Origin of the sequence: Lentisphaera araneosa HTCC2155 (assembly GCF_000170755.1) — a bacterium.
Lineage (GTDB): Bacteria > Verrucomicrobiota > Lentisphaeria > Lentisphaerales > Lentisphaeraceae > Lentisphaera > Lentisphaera araneosa.
Genome location: NZ_ABCK01000018.1, coordinates 73952 through 98780, shown reverse-complemented (window position 1 = coordinate 98780; position 24829 = coordinate 73952). Strand labels below are relative to the sequence as shown.

Genomic DNA, 24829 nt, shown 5'->3' with positions numbered 1-24829 from the left:
TCTTAATCCCAATTAATTAGGAGAGATAACATGACTTTGCATAGCATCATTGCACAAGCCGAAGCCGCTGGAAGCTTTTGGGAAAAAACTTACTACAACAATACTGTATCACTTTGGTTAACAAGCCTCGGCTTTGTCTTGGGCAGCGTCATCCTTGGCAAAAGCATTTATTGGGTCTTCTCAAAACTCGTTAAAGCCCTTACGCAAAAAACAAAAAATACCTTGGACGATCTCATCGTCGACCTCATAGAGGAACCCATTGTCGCGGCATTTATTGCTTCTGGCATTTATTTCTCACTCAGCTTACTGCAACTCCCCGCCATGCTCGAACGAGTCATTGCCAAGTCCTACACCATGGTCGTCACCCTGCTAGCAGCTTGGTTGATCACGCGCTTTTTCGAAGCTTTTTATCAAAACATTGTTCAGCCCTGGGCAGAAAAAACTGAAAATGATCTCGATGACCAACTCCTTCCAGTTCTTCGTAAAGGCGTGCGCTCAATCATCTGGATTGTGGCGATCATCATTGGCTTAAATAATGCTGGCTACGATGTCGGCGCTATGATCGCTGGCTTAGGTATTGGTGGTTTAGCCCTTGCAATGGCCGCAAAAGATACTGTAGCAAACGTCTTTGGGGGCTTCACAATCTTTACTGATAAACCCTTCAAAATGGGTGATCGCATTCAAATCGACGGCGTCGATGGCACCGTAGTTGAAATCGGTGTGCGTAGTACGCGTATCAAAACTTTGGCAGGCCGCATCGTCACTATGCCGAACAATACTTTTGCGAGTTCCGCAGTCGAAAACGTCACTATTGAACCCAGCCGGAAAATTGTTCTAAACCTCGGACTCACCTACGATACAAAACCCGAACAAATCGAAGAAGCCATCGAGATCCTTAAAGATATCGTGGCAAAAAATAAATCTACTGAAGAAGACGTCATCACCTCATTTAATGGTTTTGGCGACTTCGCTCTCAATATCATGTTCATCTATTACATCACTAAAGATGAAGATATTGCTCAGACTCAAACGGATATGAATTTACAGGTCCTCAAGCGCTTCAACGAAAAGAAACTTGAGTTCGCCTTCCCCACTCAAACACTCTATAATATCCAAGGCTAAAGCAAGCTCTGTGCCTCATGCGTCAATTTGTGGTGACAAATTGGCGCAAATTTTGTCACAGCAAGTACTTAAAAACTCCTTGAGTCGACTTGCCCACCGCCTATATTCTCCCTGTTTTTAAAAAATAACAAACAGGAGAAAATCCACAAATGGAAAAACAATTCCAAACAGAAGTTAGTGAGCTCCTCAAGCTCGTTATCAACTCACTCTACTCAAATCGCGATATCTTCCTCCGCGAACTCGTTTCTAACTCTTCCGATGCCATCGACAAAGTGCGTTTCAACTCACTTTCCGATAAGTCACTTGCAGTTGAGAGCGACGAACTCAAAATCAAACTCATTGCCGACAAAGATAAAAAGACTTTCACAGTCATCGACAATGGCGTCGGTATGACTGAAGCCGAAGTTGAAGAAAACATCGGTACAATTGCTCACTCAGGAACAAAGTCTTTCGTTGAAAAACTCCAGAGTAGCAAAGAAGAAAACGCTCCTGACCTCATTGGTCAATTTGGTGTTGGTTTCTACTCAGCTTTCATGGTTGCCGACAAAGTTGACGTCTACACACGTAGCGCAGCTGTTGATGCTAGCGAAGGTGTTCACTGGCACTCAGAAGGAACGGGTTCCTACACAATCGAAAAAACTGATCTCGCGGAACACGGTACTAAGATCGTTCTTCACCTCAAAGAAGACGCAGAAGAATTCCTCGAAGAATGGAAAATTCGTAAAATCGTCAAAACTTATTCTGACTTCCTCTCTTACCCCATCACCATGGACGTAGAGAAAACTCTTCCAAAAGCTGATGAAGATTCTGAGCCAGAAGTAAAAATCGAAGAAGAAACTCTCAACTCAATGAAAGCTATTTGGACCAAGTCTAAATCTGACGTTACTGAAGAAGAGTACAGCGAATTCTATCGTCACGTTTCTCACGATCACCAAGAGCCTGCAGAAATCATTCACTACCGCGCCGAAGGTAACCTCGAGTTTGACTCACTCCTTTTCATTCCTGAGCGTGCGCCTTCCGACATGTTCATGCAGCAAGAAAATAAGGGTGTTTGCCTCTATGTGAAACGCGTTTTCATCATGGACAACTGCAAAGAGCTCGTTCCTGACTACCTCCGCTTTGTTAAGGGTGTCGTTGACTCAGCTGACCTCCCACTCAATGTCTCTCGTGAGATCCTCCAAGAAGACCGCGTTATTCGCACCATTCGCAAAAATATCGTCAAAAAAGTTATCTCCACTCTTAAGAAGACGAAAAATAAAGATTTCGATAAGTACAGCAAGTTCTGGGCTGAGTTTGGTAAAGTAATCAAAGAAGGCATCAGCAACGACTGGGAAAACAAAGACAAGCTCACTGAGCTCCTCGTTTTCGAATCTTCTTCTACGGAAGCAGGTAAATTCACAAGCCTCGACGACTACGTTAAGCGCATGCCTGAAGATCAAAAAGAGATTTACTACATCACTGGCTTAAGTCGTGCTGCAGTTCAAAACTCTCCTCAGCTCGAAGCTTTCAAAAAGAAAGGTTACGAAGTTCTCTTCTTCATCGATCCAATCGACGAATGGGTAACTCAGTCACTCACAGAGTTCGATGGCAAAGCACTCAAATCTGTAGCTAAAGGCGATCTTGATCTCGACGAGAAAGAAAAAGAAGAGCTCGAGAAAGAAAACGAAAACTTCAAAACTCCTCTCGAATCCATTCAAAAAGTTCTCGACGAAGACATCAAAGAAGTTCGTTTCTCTAGCCGTCTTACTGATTCTCCTTGCTGCTTAGTTGCTGACGAAAATGGCATGGGCGTTAACATGGAGAACATCTTCAAGGCCATGAACCAAGACATCCCTCATCAGAAGCGTACGCTTGAGCTCAATAAAGATCACGTCATTGTTCAGCACATGCTCAAGGAAGCTGACAAAGATGCGGGTTCTGAAGATCTCAAAGATTGTGCAACTCTGCTCTACGATCAAGCCCTTCTCAACGAAGGTTCTGCGATCAAGGACCCTGCACGCTTCACCGCCTTAATCACTAAGTTCATGTCAAAAGCTATCTAAGCTCTTCCGAACTTAACTAAAAAAGCCACCGCTTAAACCCGGTGGCTTTTTTTATTGCCTCTTACATCATTACCCCAAGGCTCACGCCTTTGGGCTAAGTATAAGGGTAGGGAAGACTCCTTGCGGAGTCTCCCCTCCTTCCGAACCGTACGTGCGGTTCTCCCGCATACGGCTCTCCAGTCAGTGCTTACTCCGAAGAGACTGAAATTCCAGTTTCCAAGCTTCTTCCAGTGAAAAGAAGCCTAGATCTGTAAAGTAGGCTTTATTGTATTTACGAGTATCAATCATGCGATGAGAACCTTTCTTGCGATTATATTTGGCTATAATGCTGCGCAGTCTTCTGCGTGTAAATTCATCTATACCTCGCATTGCATACACAGTGGAGTGCTTGAAGTATTGATACCATCCGACAAGATTTGGCCGAAGGTAAGCAATTATGTCCTCTATTGAGTCCTTATTGCTTCTCCTCGTTTTCTTGCGTATGGCATCTTTGCATTTCTTCAGGCTCTGCTTCCTTGGCCAACGTTTAATGCGATGTGTATTTCGCGTTCTCTCGAAATGGTATCCGAGAAACTCGAAGTACTCGCACTTCTCTGTCATGTCGGCAATTCGCGTTTTTTCTGGATGAAGTTTCAGCCCATTGGCTTTCATCCACCTTCGCGTTTTGCGCAATGCCCTTTTGGCTGATTCTTTACTTTTACACATGATCAGGAAATCGTCTGCATAGCGCACTATCTCGAATCCAGCCTCGGTCATCTTGTGATCAAAGGGATCAAGATAGATATTTGCTAACAGAGGACTGATAATTCCTCCCTGCGGTGTACCTTCTTCAGGTTCCCAATGCTTGAGACCATCAAAGATATTGGCTTTGAGGAATTGTTCGATCAGATCAAGAATTTTACCATCAATGATCTTTTCCTTGACTCGACTCATGAGTTTCTCATGTGGTATAGTATCGAAGTAGCTTTGGATGTCGGCATCCATAACATAGAGATAGCCCTGCTTTAACAATTCATTCACTCGTCTAAGTGCATCCTTGCAACCCAGCTTTGGACGAAATCCAAAACTGTAGGGCGAGAAGTCGATATCGAATATCGGCTCTATCACATGTTTCAGAGCTGTTTGAACTACTCGATCACGCACTGTGGGTATTCCCAGAGGTCTGGTCTTTCGACCATCACCTTTTGGGATTTCCACTCGGCGCACTGCACTGGGATCATACCTTCCATCTTGCAGTTCTTCGAGAAGCTTAGCATTATTATACTCCAGCTCTGATTCGTAGCGCTCGATTGATACCATGTCCACTCCATGTTTGCCCTTATTTGAACACACTTTCTCCCAAGCCTCCATAATATTATTCTTACGCATCAGCTTATCTGATAAGCTGTACCACTTGCCTCTTTCAACTCCTCTATGAAGAGTTTTCAGCATCTGATCCGTCCAGACAGAAGGTGACGCCCACGCTTGTATTTCAACAAAGCGTTCATCTCGTCCTAATATTTGTTTAGCCATTTCTGACATTCTTATATTCCTTCTATTCTTTTCTTCTCAGTTTCACCTTCCTGCCCCCCTTTGCTCCAGTGACTTTCACCACCTTCATCGCTACTATGAGGGCTCTGACTCCTGCGTGGCGGATTAATCCGTACTGCCCACACAGGTCTCCCTACTTGATCCACAACACCTTCACACCATTCCGTCACCAAACACCTGTCAGCGTCTATACACCGCTTTTCTTTCCGCCTTTCTTCAGCGTGTATAACTTGAGCAGTTGGCTTACTTCGCCCTCAGGCTACGCAGCTCTTCCTCCCACTCTCTGGTCTTCGCCATGATATAGCAGGCTCGACACCCTGACCGGCCGAAACGCGTTCGTCATCCTACGGACTGATATTTCGTCTAGGCCCTACTACCCACCCCGTTTCACAACGACGCAGTTGACTTCGACTACAGGGCTGACGGTCAACCCTGACGAGGTCTTTCACCTCGCTGATGTTGTGTACGCATAGGCGTACTATAACATGCCTTCGGCATTCAATGAGTGCCGAAGGCACGGCAGTGCTATGGAATCATGAATCCAAATTATCGTGAGTGCCGAAGGTACGGCATAGGGCTCTATACCATGCCCTTGGCATTCTCTTATTTTTTGGGGATTTATAAACCCAAGGCTCACGCCTTTGGGCTAAGTTATAACATGCCTTCGGCATTCAATTAGCACCGAAAACACCATATTCTAAGTTCAAAAATTATTTATTGAAGTCAGAGAAACTTCTAAGAAAATCTAGTTTCTTATTTAGACTCCAAACATTGACGATTTTGAGTGCTTCTGTTGTGAAATAACAAATATCTTCTTCGCTTAGATCATGAAATGTTGCGATGTCCGCAAATTCCCGACCTACTACTTGTTCACTTTGTAATGTGTATGTATGGCGAGAAAGGTCTAAAAACACTGCTGATTTCAGAAAAGATTTTGCTAGGTATAAGATTTCGTCAATATCGTGGTGAGCAAATTTTGTAAAGTTTGATAATTTCTCTAAAACATAATCATGATCAGCTTTACGATAAAAACTTAAAAGTTTTAACAAGGCGACATCGAGGTTATACATTATTTAAATTCCACTAAGTAGGACATGGAGTTACGGTATTCCGCTGTTTTATCTAAGTAATAACGATCAGCTTCTTTATCGTAACGTAAGTGAACTCCCTTTATTGTAAGCCATTCCTGGTCCTTGTTTCGCTTTTCTGTAGGCCAATCCGATTTTGGCATAAACAATACAAAATCGCCATTTTCAAATACGAAGTGATTACGAGCATCATTTTGAACCGTTTTTAGAGTTTTAATTAAAACCTCTAAAAAGTTTTGAGCTTCTAAATTTGACCAGTCTTTTAAAATCGCTTTTTTCATCTGTTGTTGAGCATTTGGATAATGGATACCATAACCAAAAAATAAAGCTGAAGCTATTTGATCTTTGTCACCTGACTCAAGAACTTGTTCTAAACGTTTTAATTCTTGCGCTATTCGTTGGCGATCAAGATCTGTACTAACTCTTTTAGGTTTATTTCTATCATCCTTACGAATTTGCAACTTACGCTTTTCAAACTCTTCTTTTTTCCAGTCAGAAGCTTTTTTAGCTTCAACAAGACTTTGTTTAATAACTATTTTTTCAAAGGGTTGAAGAAGAACACCTATTTTACTGTAAAGCTCAATAAACTCATCTTTTTTCAAACGGATTTTGTAATACTTTAGTAAACGACGAAGGTCAGCGTAAAACTCTTTAACAAACTTGTATTGTAACATATACTCAAGCTGAGCTTCATTATTCTCTTTAATCGCTTGTAAGTAAACTTGAGCATACTCCTGATATGAAAGTGACCTAAAGCCTGGTTCGTCTGGGTATAAACCAATCTCATGCAAAAGCTTATCTGCTACTGGTCTAATCCCCCGTGATTTTAGCGATACCAAATAATCTTTCTCGGCTTTTCTTCGAGCTTCAAATTCTTGCTCAGCTTTGAGCATCTCTTCAGTGGGAGGAGCTTTATAAAACAATCCATGTAATAGTTGAGGATCATTCCATGTTGACAGTGGCTTCCCAGTTGTTTCCACTACACGTTTTAATTTAAGCGCATAATTATCTAAAAACGAAAGGCCTTTTTGTCTTAATTCGTAATACTGATCTTTATTTTTTTTCCTATAATCTTTTATCTTTGTTTTATATCTCTCCATAATAAAAAATAATTTTTCTGCCGAAAAAAAGTCCTTCATATTTTCTAATTCAGTAGAGGTTAAAGTTTTTTTAGATAAGTAATTTTTTCTTAAATAAGAATAATAATCTTTATGCATTAATAAAAGATCTTCAGTAGTTTCAGCCACATCCATTTGTTGAATGACGCTATCAAAACTATTTATTTTTAACATTTTTGAATCTCCTAAAATGGTAAGTGACAAAAAACATATCGTAATAAAAATTTTCATTATTTAACAGGCTTTTTCATAAAGTATTTACCCTCAAAGCACCTAATCAACTTTTCTTTTCCCCAATCATATAAATAAACATTAGAATCCAATCGTGGGATGTACAAATTGCTACACATGAAAAGCTCTCGGAAAATATTATAGATGAAAAAAGTTTACTTTGTGGGCGCAGGGCTTAGAGTAGCGCAAACAAATTATTTAAGTTGAAACATGACTGATTATCTCGATTTATACAAAGACGAAATTGATAGCGAGGCGATTCGCGAACTTCGCAAAGAACCCACTCGCATACTGAATTCCAAGGGTAATAAACCCTTAGTCGATCTCATTGAGCAAATGCCCGATTATCAATTCACAAATAATGACTTCAGCCAAAAAGCAGTACGTTTTGGACAAGCCAATTCCCTTAGCGACGAGAAACGCGCTGAACTCAAAGAGCAACTCAAACAATTAATTCCCTGGCGCAAAGGCCCCTTCGATATTGCGGGCATCGAGATGGATACGGAATGGCGCAGTGATTACAAATGGGACATGCTCGAAGGCTATTTACCCAATATGAAAGGCCAGCGCATTTGTGATATTGGCGCCAATTCGGGTTATTATATGTACCGTATGCTCGCCGATGACCCCGAATTTATTTTGGGCATGGACCCCACCATCAAGTACTACTTACAGTTTCAGGCTTTGCAAAAATTAACCGCCCCTAACTGTTTACACTATGAAGCTATTGGCATGGAACACCTCGTACACTACCCAACGTTCTTCGACACCATTTTCTGCATGGGCATCCTCTATCATCACCCCGATCCCGTGGGTATGTTGCGCGTTATCAATCAGAGCATGAAGCCCGGTGGTGACCTCATCATCGAGAGCCAAGCCATTCCCGGCGATGATCACGTGGCACTTTTCCCCGACGAAACTTATGCCCTCGTCAAAGGAACTTATTTTGTGCCCACGGCCAACTGCCTGATTAACTGGCTCAAAAAGGCAAAATTTGTCGATATCGAATTTTTCAAATCTCATCCCATGAGCTCAAATGATCAGCGCAAAACTGAATGGATGCCCTTCCGTTCCTACGAAGATTTTGTCGATGAAGAAACGGGCTTAACTGTTGAGGGCTATCCCGCTCCCATACGTATCTATTTACGCGCCAAGAAAAAGGCCTGAATGACAAAAAATCCATCGGCATTTTTGACCATAGAAAGTCGCTTATTCTCTTGGATTTTTGCGCTTTTATTACTCTTGGGTTTTCCTCTGGCCTTACTCGCACCACAAGGCTTGGCCATGGAATCTCAATGGCTTTTAAAGTGGCTCGGCAACGAGAAGCTCGCCTATAATGCTTTTCAGTTTAAAATTCCCGCTATTGCCATTGCTTCCTACTTGAGTTTGGCCCTGATCATCAGTCGGATGAGTTTTAATAAGCTTAGACAACACGAGAAAAAAGGACTCATTTTTGCGGGGATCTTCACCCTATTAACTTTGATTTCTGCTTGGCTTCACAAGTCAGGTCCCTTTGAAACACTCACGGTTTTAGCCTTTGTTTTTATCCCTCTCGGCATTTCGCAATTAGCACAAAAACACACTCTTTTACCACGCTTCTTTGGGCTTTATTACTTCCTCAATCTCATTTATTATTACTTACTCAGTTCTCCCACGGGAATTGCTGCAAATAAAAACTGGTTAATTGCCAGCTTACTCGCCACTAGTCCTTGGGCCGTAACTTTCTTACGCCAAGCACTCTACCAAGCCTTTAGATTTCTTCCAAAACACTTCCGAAATTCGACTTCAACACTGCTATCCTTCCTCTTCGTCTGGACTTGCACACTCCTGAGTTTAAATCGCTTAAATTCACGCGCGGCTTGGCTTGCTTTCGGACTTGTTTTAGCCTATCTCATTTTTCGCGGATCTAGCAAAGCTTACAAAAAAATCTTAGTCTTTGCTTTTCTTGTCGCATCAATTGGAGGAGTGATTTACGCCAAAAAGAACTTTTCTACTTTGACTCACAACGAACTGCGTCCAACCCTCTGGAAAGGCACAGCTAAAATGATTGAGAGTGCACCATTACTGGGCCGCTCGGGTCCTGGGCAATTCAGCAATGCTTTCCCCAATTACCGCTTAGCTGAGCAATTGATGTTGCCGATTTCCGCTCCAAACTCAAGTCACCCTCATAATGAACTCTTGAAACTTGCCAGCGAAGTCGGACTTCCCGCTTGCCTCGCTCTTCTGTGCTTTTTTCTCCTTATTCTAAAAGTTCCGGGTCGAAAAAATGCCTCAGCACTGCATTGCGTTCTTGTTCTGAGTGTCTGTGCCATGTTTGATAAACTCTTGATTGAAAATGCCACTACATTGCTCTTTCTCTTCAGCATGGGCTTGCTCATCCCCGTGACCAAGCATAAGTCCACAGTGAAGAAGACTCTTGCCGTTCGCAAGGCTTTGGGATTCATCATCATCTTATTTGGTTCTTTTATTGCCATCAATCAAACTCAAGCTTCTTGGTTTCATCGCCATGGCTTTAATGATCAAAGTGCGGCACTGGTGAGTTTTGATGCTGAACAGAAAAAAACTTATTGGCAGAAATCGTTTGCGTCTTACGCAAAAGCCGTGACCAAGGACCCCAATAATACCCGCTACAATTACCATGCGCTCAACGCCGCACTCATGGGCTTGCAGGACGATGCTAAAGCCACTCCCTACCTGAGCACCATGCTGAAACGCGCCCCCAACTATATCAACACCAATCGCCTTCTCGCTTATTACCAAGAGTTACGCTATATCAAATCAAGCGATCCCGACAAAAAAGCTCACGCGCTCCAATTAGCTCTCAAGGCCAATGCCAAGGAACTGCAGATTAATGGAGCTCGCTTGAGCAATATTAGTGATGGCTTGTTATTCGCTCTTCGTCATCAAAACATCCCCCTCGCGATTCAGACTCAAAAACTTTACAAACAACAATCTCTGCGCTTAGCGCAATACCTCTTCCAAGACGAACTCAGCGAAACACTTCAGTCATGGCACAAAGCTATCGAACAAAATCAAGTTGAGCAAGCCCTGCAACTCGCCAACTCACTTCATCAAATCAAAGGGCTCAATTATATCGACCCCTTCTATATTGGAACGGCTCCTAAAGAGTTTAAGCAAAGACAAATCCTCGATCCCAAAAAATTTACTCAGGCTGATTTTATTTATTGGCGGGAATTGATTGCCTTACGCCAAGATATCGGCAAGGAAAATTCTCATTACTTGAGCTACTGCCAAAAGAAACTTAAAAGCATTCAAATCAAAGAAGATCTCGCATACTCATCTCCCCATGAAACTTTGCTCAAGGCTAAGGCAAGTCGTATCGCACTCCTAAGCTTTTTTGCGCAAAGCGCAACGGCACTCGGTCGTCCTCATCTCATTCTCGAAGATTCACAAGGGCAAGCTTTCATCATCATTCAAGATGGACTTAATTCGATCCTCATTAACGCCAAAAAAACCAGTGTTCGCAGTCTTCCTCACCAAGAGATTATCACGATGATTCGTAGCCAAAAGTTCAAAACGAGCTTTTTCTCTTCCCCACAAGCCTTTTTCTCGGCGAATACCTACCTCTTTTCCCTTTACAACTCTCAATTTAAGGAGCAAAGTATAAGTCTCAATACTCCTTCACTCAACTGGATGATAAGTAAACAGGTTTTAGGTAAAAGTAATTTCCCAAAAATTCGTACGGAAAGCTTCTTTCATTTAACTCTAAAATACAAAGATTTTTAGTTCATGACTCAAGACGATGATCAATTAAATATTAACTTTAACGAAAGCAACCCCTTCCAAGATGCATTAGCAGGAGGAAAATTTTCTGTTGTCGTTGAAGTCGCTCCTCCACTCGAAGGTGAAGGCGATAGCGATAATATGTTCAGTCTCGAAAAAATTGCCGAAGAATGCTCACGACACGAAGAAATTGTCGGTATAGCAGTGAATGACCGTATACAAGGCCCTACGCACATACCCGCTTGGAAATTAGCACAACGCTTGAGTAAAATTTCGACGAAGCCCGCCATATCACATATTAGTGGCCAAGGTCATGACCAAGAAAGTTTTGAAGAAGAAGTGGCGGCTGCTAGCTCTGCAGGCATAAACAACCTACTCCTGATCAGCGGAACGCTTCAGGAAGGTGAAGAAAAGTACTTTGAAAGCACTGAGCAACTACGGAATTGCACTGCAAAACACGAAAACATAAATACTGGCGCTGCGGTCAATCCCTTTAAATACTCAGTTAATAGTAGTTTTGCCCAATATTTGAAGATGATCCAAAAGATCAGCTCAGGCGCTAAATTCATCACCACGCAAGCGGGCCTCGATATGAGAAAGTATGATGAGCTCCTACGTTTTTGCACTCACCGCGAAATTACCGTTCCGCTCATTGCTCGCCTCAATTTAATTTCTCATGATTGCTTGCCGATGATCACCGACCTGCAAATGGAACCCGGCGTCCCCCTTTCTCGCGAAATTTCTTCCTTAGTTCTTCGCGAACTCAACGAAGCTCAAGATCATTCTTCCTTCATGAACATTCAATTGCGTCGCCTCTGTCTGCAAATCAATGCTTGCGCACTCATGGGCTATAGTGGAGTTCAAATTAAAGGCATTAAAAATGCTGTCGAACTGCACCAAGTGATGATTCGCATGCGTGCTTGCATGGAAGAAATTATTAGCTTAGAACAATTTTACCAAGAATGGGACGCGCTCAATCAATCCGTCTCCTTCTCCCCGGGAAGTAGCATTGTGCAATCTCTCCCCAATCAAGATTTAAAAAGCTCGAACCACGCTCAAACAGGCACTTATTACATCTACAAAAAATCAGAATTGCGTCCCGTTGATGAATCTTTGAGTAGCGATAATACCGACGACCTGATCTACGCCGACTTCAACCACCCTTCGGAATTTGAAGTTTTCCGTACTAAGCTCGCAAAAAAACTCAATCTCGATGAAAAAGATGGCTCTATTGCACGCCTCCTCAAAAAAACGATAACGGGGATTTCAGACGATAGTCCTGCGGACTTAGCAAAAACTCAATTCACCGACCTCAGTGCTTGCCCGAAAAAGCTCATTCATGGCTGCTGCGGTGGCACTAGGAGTGATGACCTTTGCGAAGACGGCAAAAGTAGCTGTATTCACTTAGCGCGAATTGGCATGGCCGCGAGCCTCAACCAACTCGATTTACTGGAGCAACCAAGTGACTGAGGATGATTTTTTAAAAGATCTCTTCAGTAAGCTTCCCTCTGGCGATGCCCAAATCACTGTGCCCAATGGCGATGATAGCGCCGCTTTCACTCCGACTCCCGGAATGCAAACTCTCATTGCTTGCGACCAACTTATTGAGGGACGCCATTATTTAGCCGAAACTCCTGCCGAAATCTGCGGTGCCAAATTATTGAAGCGCAATCTCAGTGACATCGCGGCCATGGGCGGCATCCCACGTTATGCTGTGCTCAGCTGCAATGTGAATTCAGCTTGCTCGGAACAGTGGCTCAAAGACTTTCATCACGGCCTGCTTAAATGTGGCGAAGAATTTTCAGTTCACCTCATCGGTGGCGACCTAGCTTCCAGTCCCGGGCCCAACGCCTTTAGCCTTACGATTACTGGGGAGAGTGCCAAGCCCATTCAACGTTGTGGCGCTGAAGACGGCGATCTACTTTTTTCCACAGGCGAATTTGGGCTCTCTTTCCCAAGTGAACATCATCTTCACTTCACCCCTCGTGTGGAAGAAGGGAAATTCCTCTCTAGCTACGCCAAAGCAATGATTGATGTGACTGATGGCTTGCTCTTGGACTCACAACGCCTGCTTAAAGCTTCTGCAAATACACTTGATTTAACTTTCTTGACTCAAGAAATTCCCGCTCGAAATTTTTTAGCGAAAGATGCCTCACTCAAAGAAAGCTTCTGTGATGGCGAGGATTACGAACTCATTTTTGCTGTAGGTCCCAAGCGAGTAAAAGAACTCATTGAGCGATGGCCCTTTAGCACAAAACTCAGTAAAATTGGCGAGTTTAAAAAAGGCACTGGAAAAATCCTTGATGACGAGCACATTCTTCTGAATTTTATTAACAAAGGTTTCGACCATTTTCAATCATGATTTCTCATTCTGAACAAGAAACAGCGACGATTGCTGCGGACTTCGCAAAACGTATCTCGGCCCCCAATGTGATCACTCTTTGTGGTGACCTTGGTGCTGGAAAAAGCTGTTTTGCTCGCGCCTTCTTGCAATCTTTAGGAGTCAAAGGTGCTATCACTAGCCCCACATTTAGCTTAGTGAACCTCTATCAAAGTGAAAGTGGTGTGCAACTCGCGCACATGGATCTTTATCGCCTCGAAGATGACGAAGAGGCCTACCAGGCTGGCATTGAAGAAATCTTGCACGATCCGAATACGATCTCTCTCGTCGAGTGGCCCGAGCGCCTTTCTTGGATGCTCCCAAAAGATGCACTCGCCATCAACATTTCGCATCAGGGAGAGACTGAGCGCAAAATCGACCTCCCGGACATGAACTCATGATTGCACTTCTCGACACCTCAACCGACACGGCAGTTTTTGCCCTTATAAAAGACGGCGAAACATTGTTTCACGCAGAAAAAACGGGACGTTTTGGCGCCTCAGTTATTTTGCCAAAAATGATTGAATCCGCTCGCGAACAAGGGCTCCATATTTCCGAGGTCCAATCTTGGCTCGTTGGCAAAGGTCCTGGCAGTTTTACTGGCACTCGAGTTGGCATTGCTTTTGCCCACGGCATTTCTACTGGTTTTGGAACCCTCATGAAAGGTTGTAATAGCGGCTTCTCTTTCCTTGAATATGCTATTAAAGAAAAACCCGATGTTCAAAGCATCGCCGTTCTTCACGATGGACGTCGAGACGAAGTCATCGCCAATACTTTTGAACTGCTTGAAGGCCAATGGACAGAAAAAGAAATTTTCATTTGCAAAATTGCGGAGATCGCAGAAAAATCATCTGAGTATGATGCGCTGGTCAGCCCCATGCCTGAAGAAAAACTCGCTGAAGTCAATTCCTCGATTCCTCTCATTTGCGATGTAAAACCGCATATCCAAGGCTTATGCCTCGATGGCCACGCCCATCCCAAAGATCCAAGTGAAGAAGCCCTAAGCCTACAGCCCATTTACGTGCGCCCCGCGGTATTTGTCGAACCACTTAAAACGCGCAATCCGCAAATATAAAAAGCCTGACGCAAAGCATCAGGCTCTTGAAATCACTTGAGTGTTAGCTCTTAAAGAGCAACGACTTTTGTATCTGCAAAATAATCATGGCCACAACGTTTCGCTGAACCGAAAATAAAAACTAAATTGACTAGTGACAAGACTTGTCCTATAACGGGGATCATTCCTAGAAAATTATATAAAGTATAGCGTTTAATGATATGACGACCAAAACTCGCTTGCTCGCCGTCATTCGTAACAATTTTAGTCTTCATCGCTTTCTTGCCTATGGTTTGAGCATCATTTTTTAGGAATTTATAATTAATTCCTAAAAAGATCACAAAGCCTACTAAACTCATCACTAATGTATAAACTAAGCTCGGCTGATGCCCTTCAGTTATACCATCAAAGCCACCTGTAAAATACATGAGTGGTATAGTAATTAGCCCAATTACCAAGCCATCTATAAAAGATCCTAGAAAACGCTGCCAACGTGATGCTAAATTATAATTTATATTGACCTCATCCAAGACTTCAGCCTCGGGTGCTGCGTAGATATTCTTCTCTTCCATTTTTTCCTTCTCCTTGTTCAATTTATTCCATTTAGGTTTTTCATTATGCTTGCTCTTTACGAAAAATCCGCCACATATGTGAAATTTTATTAGAAAAATTGCGAATTTTTACCCATTCCTCCCAAGCTCACTTTTTATAAACATTCCATTTTTCTATTCTTGACGCAAGGTATAGAAGTTACCTTATTAATTTTTTATCAATAAGTTCTAAAGGAAGATTTATTTCTACGAAATTTTTATGAAAATCGCTTTCGACATAGCCAAATTTCTTACGACAAAAGCTTTCAAGCTACTGATGATTGTCGTTTTTATACTCGTGGCGATACAAGTCAAAAAAAGCCTTGTGCAATGGTATGAAAAGCGCGATAAAAATATTGCCGATATTCACTCATTAAATTTAGCTCTTGAGGAAGTTGCTCAAAGTCAAAAAGATTTACTAACTTCGATGAAAGTTAATAAGCTTAAGATTCAACAAGAACTCGACCTGCAAAAGTCATTAAAAAAATCCATTGCTCAGCACAATGAGAACGAACCGCTCTTTTTTCTTATTGATGATCGCTTAAAATGGGAAGCCAAATTAAAGCTCTTAGAAGAAAGTTTAAAAAAATCCGAGGCACTACAAGAAAAGCTTTTTCTCATCAGTCGCGACAGTCGCAAAACCCAAGCCAAATTAAGGTCGGACACTCAAAAGTATAAGCTTGAACTTGAGCAGAAAGAAGCTGAACTCAAGAAGTATGATTGGTATGAAAGGCATGTCAAAAAAATTACTGGCACCATCCTTATCGTTGCTCTTTTTATTTTATTCGCCCCCTTAATTAACCGCCTGTTTTGGTATTATCTCCCTGGTGCTTGGGTCGAAAAACGTCCGCCTTATTTTCTCCAGGAAGAAGGTCTTGCTGAAGAAGTCAGTTTTTGGTCCGACACCAATAAACAGGTGAAAATTCAGCTCAAAGAAAATGAAAGTATCTCTGTGAAACAAAACTGTTACAATAGTTTTGATGAACCGCTTCAACGTAAAAACCGTTTCTTATGGGACAAAAAAGCCTGGATTATTTCTTACTCGGCAGAAATGATCAACATGACGGACTTTAGTAATGCCAATGAGCAGGGTCAGCAACTCACTCTTATCGCGCCACAAGCCGAGGATGAACTCTGCAAAATAACTTTAAATCAATGCCAGGGTATTATTCTCAAGCCAGGGCAAATCATCGCCATCAAGGGTGATATTCAATTAAGTACTCGTTGGAACTTCTTTAGCATCCACAATTGGCTGCGCTTGGTTTTCAGACACATCATTTTCTCTGGAAGTGGCGAAATTTATCTGTACCTCCACGGCGGTGGGGATCAAATTAACGGCGAGACCCTGCGCATCAAAGAAGATCACCTCGTGGGCTACCAAGCTTCGTGCCCCGTGGGGCTCGTTCGCAATGAAAATCTCTGGCATTATTTACTAGGTAAATGCAATCTCTTTGACTATCGCTTTAAGTCCGATAAGTTTATCCTTATGCAAAACCAATCTTCACCTATACAGAATAACAAAACTCCTGGCGAACGCTTCTTCGATACGATTTTAGGCGCCGTAGGAAAATTCCTCGGATTTTAAGAATGGCTAAAGATGACTTAGACCTTCAACGCGCCTTCGATAATTCTTCGGAACTCATTGCTAATTTTTATCACGAAGAAAAGAAAACACCTCCCTCGCGTATCCAAGAACTCAATATCCCACTATCGCCGATCAATAACGATAAGTTTGATAAAAAGCAGCAGATCGATACGGGTGGAATGAAGGATATTTACGAAGTTGTGGATCGCGACACTACACGACACCTCGCCATGGCCGTGCCTAAAAGTAATAATAAAGAGGATTGGAATGACTTTATTTTTGAGGCTCGTGTAACGGCTTTACTCGAGCACCCCAATATTGTCCCTGTTCACGATATCGGCCTCTTCGAAAATCGCCCCTGCTTCACAATGAAGTTAATTAATGGTGATACCTTAAGTCAAATCATCAAACGTTTCAGCCAACAAGAGAAACTTGCTCCTTCGACTCTCCACGATCTTATCAATATCTTTCTCAAAGTCTGTGATGCCATGGCTTATGCCCACTCTAAAGACGTTTTACACTTGGACTTAAAACCCGACAATATTCGTATCTCAGATTATGGTGAAGTTCAGGTTTTGGATTGGGGTTTAGCGCAATTTTATAAAACCAGTGATTTTCATACGCGTTCACATACTCAAGAACTCAGTATTATTCACCAAACTGACACCAAAAATCTCGATGGCATTGTTCTTGGAAGTCCAGCCTACATGTCCCCTGAACAAGCTTGTGCGGACTACGCAAATCCTCGTAGTGACATCTATTCATTAGGTGCCATCCTTTACTCAATCATTACCCTGCAACCACCCTTTCTCGATGATGATTACCGCAGAGTACTAAAGAAAACAATCAAGGGCGATTTCCCTAAACCAAGTGAACTTAAACTCAACTGGTCAGTTGATCCTGGATTAGAGGCCATATGCTTAAAAGCTATGGCATTAAAAAGCCGTTCTCGCTATAAGCTCGTAAGTGCCTTGGCGGATGATTTGCGTAAGTGGAATAGTGGTTATGCGCCTCTGGCACTAAATGCCCCACCCTTGCACTTAACCAAATTATTCCTCAGGAGAAATAAGTTTTTACTTAGCTTATGCCTCTGCTTTATTCTTTTTATTTCAATCCTCTCGATTGCTTCCTACAGCAACCTGAGTCAGAGTGAAGCTATTGCCAAACTTAATGCTACAAAAGCCGCTAGCGCTCTCGATGATTTAGAAGTCTCCCAAGAAAAAAGTCGCGAAAATTTTCGAAAGCTGATGAATAGTCGTGTGAAGATTCAGGAGACTATTGAGAAACTCAATGAAGTTTCCGAAGAAAAGGTCACTATCGCTCAAATCGCCGCGGATCAATTCATTCAAGATGCCTACTCAGCATTTAATCAGGGTAATTTTAGCCGCGCTAAAATGTATGCCGAACAAGCAAAGTCACTGGCCCCTAACTACAAATCCGTCATCGTATTATTTGGAAAAATCAGTCTTCTCGAACTTAATGTAGACGAAGCAAACAAGTACTTCCTGCAAATTGATCGAATCAAATACAAGTTCTTTGATCAAAAGAAAATTCTCAAAGGAAATACAGACGAAATCATTCGTTTAATTCAAACCATTCAAAAAGACCCGAGTTTCTCTAAGCATAAACATGCCATCTTTCTTGGTCTCAAACGCATTAAACTCTCCAACAAAAATAAAATTCGAATTTTCAAAGAAACTCTATTGCAAAAAGGAGATGAACTCAGCCCCACTAGATTTGTGACTTCTCAAGAGAGTTTTCCACTTTTCACCTTATCAATACTACCAATTAGAGAGCTGATCTGTAAGCGACATATAAAAACTCTCAATAAGCATGTTCACTTCTTAAAAAACATCTCATACTTAGAGTTACACAATCAAGTCAATGTTCCTCTTCGTCAACTGAGTCTCATCGACAATATTAAAACGATGCGCTTAGTCAACTGTCAGGTCAATCCCTTTATTTGGTCCGCTCATAAAAATCGTGAATCACTTGAGCATCTCATTTTAATCGAGACACCGCTCGCAGATTATGCGCCACTCGCAAAAATCACTTCTTTAAAAAAATTGAGCCTTTCTAAGCCATCAAATTTAAAGAAGAATTCTCAAGCTACTCTTCTACTCAAAGAAAGTGGGATAAAAATCGACTTTATCCAAACTCAGAATTGAGGTAGGCAATTTCTTCCTGTAGACGATCTTGGACTCGTTTTTTATAAACGTAGACAGAGCTCTCGCTAACGCCGATTTCCGCAGAAATTTTCTCCACTCCATGCCCCTCAATACTCATCAAAAATGCTCGGCACACACCTTCGCTAAAATGATTTATAACTTTCTCCCAGGCCATATTCGCGATATAAGTCTTCCATTCTTTTTCAGCAATCTCTTCTATTTCTGGAATGCTAATGGACTTCTCTAAATCCTTACTCGAATCGGGAATTTTGCTCAGAGATAGGTTTTTGCCTCTTAAAAAATCACGGACTTGATTGGCGGTGACGGTATAGAGCCAATTGCGGAATTTTCCGCGGTAATTATCATAGCTAAAGTCAGGGAGCTTTTTCCAAAGCTTAATGAGCACGAGTTGAACGATCTCGAGTGCATCATGATGATTGAGTTCCATACGTCGGATGACATTATAAATGTATTGCTTATAAGTCGCGACAAACTCTTCCCACGATTTTTCATCGTACTGATCCTTGAGACGGATCAGCATGGTTTTTCTCGTACTCCAATTATCCATAGACAAAAAAAAGGGAAGCGTTTAAGCTTCCCTTTTAAAATTCTTTCTTAACCGAGTGCGGGTGCTGAATGCGGATTCGCAAAAATTGAATTCACCGCCTCGCAGAACTCATCACGTTTTGTGAGTAATGCATTCTGTAAGTCTTTCACCTGCATTTTTGCATCTTGGCAAGTCTTGCTCTTACGACGGGCTGCAGACCAAGCTTCTAAAGCCGTCTTCCACTCTTCATAAGTCTTTTCAAGCTTAGCTTTAAGCTCAGGCATATCTTTCGTCTTAAGTTGTTCTAAAGCTCCTTCTAAAGACTGAACACCCCAGAACTCTTGCTTCTTGTGATTGATCTGCCATTTCTGCATGCGCTTAAGTTTCCAAGTCATACCTAATTTTGAGGCTGTCCAAATGATCCACTTCGATGGGTCAAACTGCCATGCTCTTACACCGTTACGGTAATCCGACTGGAAGGTATGGTGGAAGTTATGATAACCTTCACCGTATGTAACGAGTGCAAGAAAGAAGTTATCACGTGAAGTATCTTTCTTAGCGTAAGGCTGTGCACCCCAAATGTGCGCTAAAGAGTTAATGAAAAAAGTGAAGTGGTGGTTAAGAACAAAACGCAATAAACCCGCTACCAAGAACATAGCAATCATACTGTGAGCCAAACCATTAGCGTGAGGATTAATTGTGTGACCAATGTAACCAATAAGCGCAGGTAAAACAAAGTTACCGAAAATGAGCATCGGCATGTAGTACTTTTCTTGGAAAGTACAAATTTTGTTTGCTTGGAGGTCTTTTACATTACCATAATCTTTATCCGTACGAGTATCTTGGAATATCCATAGGATGTGAGAGAACCAGAAACCCTTCTTTGCAGAGTAAGGATCTTTTTCATTATTATCCACATATTTGTGGTGATCGCGGTGATCGCGACTCCAAGAGATAATTGAGTTCTGAGCTGCGACTGCACCCCAAAAAGCAAACCACGACTGAAAAACGGCATTCGCTTCATAAGTTTTGTGCGACCATAAGCGGTGATAACCAACTGTAATACCCGTACCAGTAAAGACCATAAAAAAGCCAAAAACTGCCCACTCAAAGCCAGTAAAGCCGTACTTGATCCCATACCATGGCACGAGTGTACAAGCAAGAATAAAGGTGAGACTGAGGCTGATAGTATTAAGCCAATTATATTTTTTGTCTTCTGTCATATATTTCTCCAAATCTTTTATATTGTTTTACGCCCTTTTCTTTTTATCCACATATAATCATTCTAGAAAAGGAAGCACTACAAATTAACATAAACTTCATTTTTTTCAACCTCTTCCGGCAAATACAATCGAGTTAAAGTAAGCAGGGAATTTCAAATTAAAGTAGTAAAATTATGCTCTCTTTACTAAATATCAAAGTTTTCATTAGATCTTAAGTCTATTAGACTTTGATTCAATACAAAGGCGATTACCTTTAGTAAAATTTGGGATTTTTCATGTTATACACAATCATTTATATCAGCGAATCAAGCAAAGACATTAGCGAAAAGGATCTAGAGCAAATACTTACATGCTCTAGAGCCAACAATTGTACAGTTGGCATAAGTGGCATGCTCATTTATAAAAATGGTGAATTCATGCAAGCACTCGAAGGCGATAAAGACGCTGTTGAAAAGTTAATGGCCCGTATTGACGGGGACGATCGACACGAAAACATCACCATTTTATCTCAAAAACCGATTCCCAATCGCCATTTTAAAAACTGGTCAATGGGCTTTGAAAATATTTCAGACGATCGCTCGAAAGGCCAAGTGGAACTCAGCTCTTTCTTAAGCTCATCTAATAAACAAAATGATACTGCTCACAACTTCCTAAAGAGTTTTTATAAACAGTAAATCCAGCTATTTACTCAAGAACTTTAAAGTTTACTCCATCCACAATCGACATCTGAAACCTACCCGATTTCCATTGATACCTACGGAACAATTCCCCTTCAGCTCGCTTTGACTTCACTCTGTCGTAATCCGATTTATGAGCTTGCCCCCATAAGTAAGTTTTCTCTTCAGTTAATTTTAAAGGTTTATCCACAGAGCTCTCACTCCAAGTCCCCTGTACATAGCCCGTTTGGATCTTCTCAAAAGCTCGCGCTAAAGACTTCCTATCATCGCCGTAGACCACCAAACTCTGACCTGGTATTCCTCGAACGGCGCCCAAAAAACGCGCCTTCAAAAACAGAGGATTGGGAGCTAAACCCAAATAGCTTAAAGATCCTTTGAAGGCTCCCTGCTCTGTAAAGGAGTTGAGGGGTGCGCTAAGCTTCACACCCTGCTTAGCCACATCTAACAATTGATTATTTTTACCGACAATGATAAGAAAATCATGAGTATAATAAGTGAAAAATTTCTTCGCATAGTCATCGGCAATCAACATATCTTCTACTAATGATGGACTACCTTTTGCGAAAAATCTTGCCATCTTGTTTAATAAGTCTAACTCTGAACTACTCGCTCCAGCGGGGTAAATGATTTTAATCTTCGCTTTATCGGGCCATTGAGCGCTAAGCGAACTAGTCAACAAAATCAAGGCCACAAAAAAGTATTTCATTTTTCCTCCTCTTCAAACTCAGCTTTTAAAGATGAGTAAATTTCATTTAAAGACGAAAATCGTGCCTCGTAAAATTCTGCTTCCAAACTCTGCCTTGTCGCCCCTTCCTCCGACTGCTTATCCATGGCCTCCAACCACTCATTAAACGCCCTCATTTCAAAACGATCACGAGGCTGCTTATTTTTTGCATTTTCAAACCAAGTCCAACGGAGCTCACGAGATTCTAAATTGGCTTTGATAACTTGATCTCGAAAATGAGGATAAAGATAAAGACCAAGGGCTTTGCCATCAGGCATCACAGTCAATAAATCTATAGGGCTCTCAGAGTTCCTGAGTTTGTCAAATTCCCTATAGGCTTCGTCTTCTTCACAAGCTAAAAAATAACTCAGCACCCCTTTTATAGAAGTCGTATCACTAAGATTGACCTGCTCATCTGGCGCCTTTTCATCCTGAAGTTTTAACACATACTCTTTCAACTCAGGCGCACCAACACTTACTTCTTTTAACCCCACTAAAGGCACCATAACTTCCGCTACTTGCCCTTTATCCAAAACGGAATCATGAAGCTTTTTATTATTCACATAAAGCTCACAAGCCTTCTCACCTTTTGAAGCTAAATCAATCTTAATTCCCTTGTCGCGTAAGGAAAATTGATAGGCATGTTGCGGCGCTCGCAAATCAAAACTCTGATTCTTTCCGAGCGACAAATAAGGCTTTAACATCTTACCACTCACTTGCATCTCGATGGTATTCTTACCTTCTTTTAAGTTCTTTAAAACAAGACCATCACGACCAAGTAATTCACTCTCCCCATTCACCATCACAAATGGTGGCACTAAAAAGGCTTCTGTTCGCCAATACGAATGAGGCAAAGTTTGTTCTTCGCGAAACAATAAGTTAACGCCTTCTTTTAAGTCCTTTTTGGAGCACGTGATCTCTGCTTTTAGGACTGTAGAATCGAGCGCTTCTCCACGAAAAATGAGTTTTTGTCCACTATCAGAAAAAGCGCCTAAGTAATAAGAACTTTCATAGGACCACAAATTATTTTTCGGATCGTACCACTGTAAGTCATCATCTGTCGCAGCAATCTTTTGCTCAAAGGCAATCAAGGCATGATCAGCTCCCATTCGCCAATTTTTAGACTCAAACACAAGCTCATTCTTACCTTCTTTTAAAACACCTTGACTAATCGCTTGGGGATACGGAATCTTCACTCCATTAAGCCATACATTTTCTACTTCTTGCGGAAAATGCAAAAGATAGGTTTGAGAAGTATCATCACATTGATAATAACGCTTATATCGAAAACCAGGCTCTTTGCTTAATTTCATTTGACTGAGGGAGTCAACTGACAACCATTTATCCTGTCCTTCTCCAATGGTTTGAACCCATTCGTACTCATTAAAATGTTGCGCCCACACTAAAGCTCGGTGCGGTATAGGAGATGAAAAGCGCAAAATGAGGTCTTCATAAAAGGCCGGTAAGTTCTCTAAATTAAAAACCAACTGTCCCTTGCCGACGGCTAAATGACGTCCCTCATTTAAAATTTCTATAATAACGTAATCGTCACTGAAAATTTCTAAATAGCCTCTTTCAGGTAAAGTTTCTACAGGCCATCGATAAAACACTTCGCCCTTAGGCAAAAACTCCCCATGCTCACTCCAAATTTTATAACCACTCGCACCGGACTGCATCTCTTTGGCAAAATTTCTGCTCCCAATCCACGACTCAAAACTCGCACCATAAGGAGCCGCTAAATGGTCAAAGAATAGAGCTTCCGCAGGGATCGGGTCAAAAATGGCCCTTTCTCGATGACTCCCCTCAGGAAGTAAAGAAATTTGAGCAAAAGCTGAAAAGACGCAAAGTACGAGTATTAAAAAACCTTTCACTGCACCCAATCCACTATTTTATAAATAGTGCCATTTTTAAAACTCATCATATACAGCTCACCATTTGCGTCTTCCGCAAAACTCGCAACTTGTAAAGCGGCGCCTTTGATCCTGTGATTCTCTACAATTTTATCGCCTTCTTTTCTCAAAAGCCAATAAGCTCCTGAAGCAAAATCACTCATCACATACCAACCACGCATTTTTTCGATTGATTGACCACGATAAACATAACCACCTGTAATCGACAAGCCTTCTTTTCTCGGATATACAAAGAGGGGGTCTTCAAATGGCCCCTCACTAGAAACGACCTTGCGCTGCACGACTTTTTTCTTTTTCTTTCTTTGCACAAATTGATAAGGTCCAAAACCTTCACGAACATTCCAGCCGTAATTCACCCCGGATTTAATTAAGTTCACTTCTTCAAACTTATTTTGTCCTACATCACCGCACCAAATCTCCCCCGATTCCCTATCAAAAGAAAAACGCCACGGGTTACGCAATCCCCACGCATAGATCTCTGCTTTCGAATCAGCCTTATTGACATAAGGATTATCTTTCGGTATCTCATAGGAACTCTTGCCTAAAACATCCAAGCGCAAGATACTGCCATGAACATTCGTCAAATCTTGACCATAGCCTTTCGGGTCACCAGCTGAACCACCATCACCGACTCCCACATAGAGCTTCTCATCTGGACCAAAAGCCAGTTGGCCACCATTGTGATTCCCGTAAGGCTCAGGCATGCTCAAAACTTCTTCTTCACTCTCTAAATCGAGTTTATGATTCTCCAATTTAAAGCGAGCCACAATGGATCTACGTGGTTGCTTTGCTGAATAGTAAATATAGACTTGATGATCATCTTCAAATCGAGGAGATTTTACCATGCAGAGAAGGCCTTCTTCGTTAGCCGTCCCTAAACGCTTTGAGATATCTGCCACTAAAGATTTCTTTTTGCCATCTTCGCAAAGCCAAATCTTTCCTCTTTGCTCCAAAACATACCAAGAATTACTGCCTAGGTCAATTAAACCAATAGGACGCTCGAAAGTCTTTTTCTTAAATAAAGGCTCTAACTTTAAGTCATTGCCAAACAGTGAAAAACTCACCATCATTAGTAATAATAATCTCATCGACACTC

The 24829-nt window shown here is 41.8% G+C and carries 21 protein-coding genes; 11 read left to right on the top strand and 10 right to left on the bottom strand.

Going from position 1 to position 24829, the window contains the following annotated elements:
• The first annotated feature begins 30 nt into the window (after positions 1-30).
• Together LNTAR_RS17020 and htpG are read left to right on the top strand one after the other, a co-directional pair.
• Positions 31-1122, top strand: a complete 1092-nt coding sequence (locus LNTAR_RS17020) for a mechanosensitive ion channel family protein (RefSeq protein ID WP_007279981.1) — start codon at positions 31-33, stop codon at positions 1120-1122.
• 149 nt (positions 1123-1271) lie between these two features.
• A complete protein-coding gene (htpG, locus tag LNTAR_RS17015; protein ID WP_007279980.1) occupies positions 1272-3164 on the top strand; it encodes a molecular chaperone HtpG in 1893 nt (630 codons plus the stop codon).
• Positions 3165-3344: 180 nt separating this feature from the next.
• Here htpG and ltrA read toward each other — a convergent pair whose 3' ends face one another.
• From ltrA to LNTAR_RS17000, 4 genes are all read right to left on the bottom strand, one after another.
• Entirely contained in the window at positions 3345-4685 is a 1341-nt protein-coding gene (gene ltrA, locus LNTAR_RS17010; RefSeq protein WP_007277055.1) for a group II intron reverse transcriptase/maturase, read from the bottom strand.
• A gap of 2 nt (positions 4686-4687) precedes the next feature.
• The gene (locus LNTAR_RS27285) at positions 4688-4864 is read right to left on the bottom strand and encodes a hypothetical protein (RefSeq protein WP_007276686.1); all 177 of its coding nucleotides are present in this window, start codon (positions 4862-4864) and stop codon (positions 4688-4690) included.
• Positions 4865-5404: 540 nt separating this feature from the next.
• Positions 5405-5764, bottom strand: coding sequence for a hypothetical protein (locus tag LNTAR_RS17005; RefSeq protein ID WP_007279979.1), 360 nt, complete (start codon positions 5762-5764; stop codon positions 5405-5407).
• Positions 5764-7074, bottom strand: a complete 1311-nt coding sequence (locus LNTAR_RS17000) for a hypothetical protein (protein ID WP_007279978.1) — start codon at positions 7072-7074, stop codon at positions 5764-5766. The genes LNTAR_RS17005 and LNTAR_RS17000 overlap by 1 nt, the downstream gene beginning before the upstream one ends.
• A gap of 267 nt (positions 7075-7341) precedes the next feature.
• Between LNTAR_RS17000 and cmoB the strand changes: the two genes are divergently transcribed.
• Genes cmoB through tsaB form a run of 6 tightly spaced genes read left to right on the top strand, consistent with a single transcriptional unit; the run spans position 7342 to position 14330 of the window.
• Positions 7342-8298, top strand: coding sequence for a tRNA 5-methoxyuridine(34)/uridine 5-oxyacetic acid(34) synthase CmoB (cmoB, locus tag LNTAR_RS16995; protein ID WP_007279977.1), 957 nt, complete (start codon positions 7342-7344; stop codon positions 8296-8298).
• On the top strand, positions 8299-10878 hold the full coding sequence (locus tag LNTAR_RS16990; protein ID WP_007279976.1) for an O-antigen ligase family protein: 2580 nt from the start codon (positions 8299-8301) through the stop codon (positions 10876-10878).
• Positions 10879-10881: 3 nt separating this feature from the next.
• Positions 10882-12345, top strand: coding sequence for a methylenetetrahydrofolate reductase (locus LNTAR_RS16985; RefSeq protein ID WP_007279975.1), 1464 nt, complete (start codon positions 10882-10884; stop codon positions 12343-12345).
• The gene (locus LNTAR_RS16980; protein ID WP_007279974.1) at positions 12338-13237 is read left to right on the top strand and encodes a thiamine-phosphate kinase; all 900 of its coding nucleotides are present in this window, start codon (positions 12338-12340) and stop codon (positions 13235-13237) included. The genes LNTAR_RS16985 and LNTAR_RS16980 overlap by 8 nt, the downstream gene beginning before the upstream one ends.
• A complete protein-coding gene (gene tsaE / locus LNTAR_RS16975) occupies positions 13234-13656 on the top strand; it encodes a tRNA (adenosine(37)-N6)-threonylcarbamoyltransferase complex ATPase subunit type 1 TsaE (RefSeq protein ID WP_007279973.1) in 423 nt (140 codons plus the stop codon). Before LNTAR_RS16980 ends, tsaE begins: the two co-directional genes overlap by 4 nt.
• A complete protein-coding gene (gene tsaB / locus LNTAR_RS16970; protein WP_007279972.1) occupies positions 13653-14330 on the top strand; it encodes a tRNA (adenosine(37)-N6)-threonylcarbamoyltransferase complex dimerization subunit type 1 TsaB in 678 nt (225 codons plus the stop codon). Before tsaE ends, tsaB begins: the two co-directional genes overlap by 4 nt.
• A 50-nt stretch (positions 14331-14380) precedes the next feature.
• On the opposite strand, the gene LNTAR_RS16965 is transcribed toward tsaB, so the two are convergent.
• Entirely contained in the window at positions 14381-14881 is a 501-nt protein-coding gene (locus tag LNTAR_RS16965; RefSeq protein ID WP_007279971.1) for an RDD family protein, read from the bottom strand.
• Between the two features lie 238 nt (positions 14882-15119).
• On the opposite strand from LNTAR_RS16965, the gene LNTAR_RS16960 reads away from it, so the two are divergent.
• Together LNTAR_RS16960 and LNTAR_RS16955 are read left to right on the top strand one after the other, a co-directional pair.
• A complete protein-coding gene (locus LNTAR_RS16960) occupies positions 15120-16484 on the top strand; it encodes an AIM24 family protein (protein WP_007279970.1) in 1365 nt (454 codons plus the stop codon).
• Between the two features lie 2 nt (positions 16485-16486).
• On the top strand, positions 16487-18652 hold the full coding sequence (locus LNTAR_RS16955; protein WP_007279969.1) for a serine/threonine-protein kinase: 2166 nt from the start codon (positions 16487-16489) through the stop codon (positions 18650-18652).
• Here the strand turns inward: LNTAR_RS16955 and LNTAR_RS16950 are convergent.
• Together LNTAR_RS16950 and LNTAR_RS16945 are read right to left on the bottom strand one after the other, a co-directional pair.
• Positions 18633-19220 (bottom strand): RNA polymerase sigma factor, encoded by a 588-nt coding sequence (locus LNTAR_RS16950; protein WP_007279968.1) that lies wholly within the window; start codon positions 19218-19220, stop codon positions 18633-18635. The genes LNTAR_RS16955 and LNTAR_RS16950 overlap by 20 nt on opposite strands.
• 47 nt (positions 19221-19267) lie before the next feature.
• Positions 19268-20422, bottom strand: coding sequence for an acyl-CoA desaturase (locus tag LNTAR_RS16945; RefSeq protein WP_007279967.1), 1155 nt, complete (start codon positions 20420-20422; stop codon positions 19268-19270).
• 275 nt (positions 20423-20697) lie between these two features.
• Here LNTAR_RS16945 and LNTAR_RS16940 point away from each other — a divergent pair, with 275 nt between their 5' ends.
• Positions 20698-21096, top strand: a complete 399-nt coding sequence (locus LNTAR_RS16940; RefSeq protein WP_007279966.1) for a BLUF domain-containing protein — start codon at positions 20698-20700, stop codon at positions 21094-21096.
• Positions 21097-21106: 10 nt separating this feature from the next.
• Here the strand turns inward: LNTAR_RS16940 and LNTAR_RS16935 are convergent, their stop codons facing one another.
• Genes LNTAR_RS16935 through LNTAR_RS16925 form a run of 3 tightly spaced genes read right to left on the bottom strand, consistent with a single transcriptional unit; the run spans position 21107 to position 24821 of the window.
• Positions 21107-21805, bottom strand: coding sequence for a hypothetical protein (locus LNTAR_RS16935; RefSeq protein WP_007279965.1), 699 nt, complete (start codon positions 21803-21805; stop codon positions 21107-21109).
• On the bottom strand, positions 21802-23694 hold the full coding sequence (locus LNTAR_RS16930) for a hypothetical protein (RefSeq protein ID WP_007279964.1): 1893 nt from the start codon (positions 23692-23694) through the stop codon (positions 21802-21804). Before LNTAR_RS16930 ends, LNTAR_RS16935 begins: the two co-directional genes overlap by 4 nt.
• Positions 23691-24821: a PQQ-dependent sugar dehydrogenase gene (locus LNTAR_RS16925; protein WP_052607334.1), complete on the bottom strand. Its 1131-nt coding sequence runs from the start codon at positions 24819-24821 to the stop codon at positions 23691-23693. The genes LNTAR_RS16930 and LNTAR_RS16925 overlap by 4 nt, the downstream gene beginning before the upstream one ends.
• Positions 24822-24829 lie beyond the last annotated feature (8 nt).